The sequence below is a fragment of the Heliobacterium chlorum genome (assembly GCF_014502795.1).
GTDB lineage: Bacteria > Bacillota > Desulfitobacteriia > Heliobacteriales > Heliobacteriaceae > Heliobacterium > Heliobacterium chlorum.
Map to the genome: position 1 here is coordinate 1 of NZ_JACVHF010000081.1, position 1,803 is coordinate 1,803.

At 50.0% G+C, this 1,803-nt stretch carries 1 protein-coding gene; it reads left to right on the top strand.

The genetic code is table 11. From position 1 onward, the window contains the following. Positions 1–284: 284 nt before the first annotated feature. Complete coding sequence (locus H1S01_RS20010) at positions 285–1,178, top strand: tyrosine-type recombinase/integrase (protein ID WP_188042142.1); 894 nt, start codon at positions 285–287, stop codon at positions 1,176–1,178. Positions 1,179–1,803: the final 625 nt, after the last annotated feature.

Here is a 1,803-nt window from a genome sequence, read left to right on the forward strand (position 1 = left end):
ATGAAGAACCAGGGCCGGTTGACGGAAGTGCAGAAGGTTGAGGCTAAGATAGAGGATGCCCGTTCCAACGAAGCGATCGAAGCCGAAATCGACAATCTGAAAAAGATGCTGGCCGATATGTAGCCAACGGGTGCTCACAGTATGAGCATCCTGTTATTCTTCCGGCAACTCATCCTCTATTGTTGCATTAGTCGCTGGGTAGAGATAAGCTGTGACCCACGAAGCCCAATACTTCGAAGGGATAACGGCTGAACTACTCAGCGTCTATGCAAGGGGATGAAGTAATGATCGCAGCATTCATCGATAAACTCCAGCGCCAAGGAAAAAGCCCAACCACCCTGCGCTCTTATCAAGACAGTTGGGCTAGGTTTAGCCGGTGGTATGAGAAGGAGCACCCCGCCCCCACCCCCACCGGGGGGCCTATGGAACCGCAGATGGCCACACAACTGGACGTAGCAAATTTCAAAAGGTTCGCGGCCAGTAACTTCAAGCCCAACACCGTCGCCCTCACATTAACCCATCTCAATGTCATCTTCCGCTGGCTATCCGATAACGGCCATGTGCCAGATAATCCAGCGGAACTGGTTGACCGCATCACCGTCCCGCAAGCAACGCCCAAGTGGCTGAACCGTAATGAGCAGAACACTCTCATCCGAGCCGTGCGCCAACATGGCAAAATCCGTGAACTGGTGATGGTTACCTTGATGCTCCATACTGGCGTCCGCGTTCAGGAACTCTGCGATATCCGGTTGAAAGACATCACAATCAGCGATCGCAAAGGAACGCTGGTCATCCCCAACGGCAAACACAGCAAATATCGTGAAATCCCGTTGAACGTGGATTGCCGTCGAGTCCTCCAGCGATATGTGGAATCCCGCAATACCAACAGTGACTACCTTTTTTGCTCCCAACGAAGCGAACGGATAAGTCCCCGTGGGGTTTCCTTTTTGATTGCCAAATATGCGAAGCTGACCGGTATCGACCATCTTACTTGCCATACCCTGCGCCACAGCTTCGGCCATGAATTAGCCGTGCGGAAAATTCCGCTGGATGTGATCGCCCGGTTGATGGGCCATATGAAAAAAGACGGCTCTCCCAATCTCTCCATGACTAGCCGGTACACGATGCCGGGCGAAGAAGATTTGGCTAGAGCCGTCGAAGAACTTTCCTGGATATAAAGGTGTAACGACTAGGTACACCCTTTTCGATTTCTCCAGTTGCCCCACAGAGCCTGGACGTTGCCCTGTGTCGCAAGAGAATGGGAAGGGTAGGGTAAATATACCAAGGCGAATATCCGTTCGAACGTGTGGCAACGTGTAGGCTCGCTGAAAATCTTACGAACGTCGGTTAAAGCGACGTTCCTTAAAAGACAAAAAATCCAGCTTCGGCTTTTTGGAAAATCTTATGCTAGTCAGTTTAACTGACGAGGCTTTATTAGCATCTTTGCTCACAGGCAACTAATATGCCTCATTCTTATTAGGCTAGTCGGTTAAACCGACGAGGCTTCTCACTTGTACCCCTTCAAATGAAACCGTTGCCCACGACAAGGCACACGTGGCGAGCAATTGCCCATCTGGGATAATTATGCCAACAACAATTTCTGTTCGAACGTGTGGCGACGTGCAGGGCGACAGGGGTAACCCCAGTTCTTTGGTTCATAACCGGAATAATCTCTAAGATTAATCTCCGGTAATTGGCCTTGGGCAGTGTTCTGGTTATTGGTTCTTGTTGAGTGGTTCTAGTTATTATGGTTATAGTTAGTGTCAAAGGTGTTTGACATTGCGAAGTCAAAGGTGTTTGACA

Excerpts from the sequence above, each read along its gene's own strand:
- H1S01_RS20010 (WP_188042142.1), top strand. The coding sequence starts at position 285 with ATGATCGCAGCATTCATCGATAAACTCCAGCGCCAAGGAAAAAGCCCA.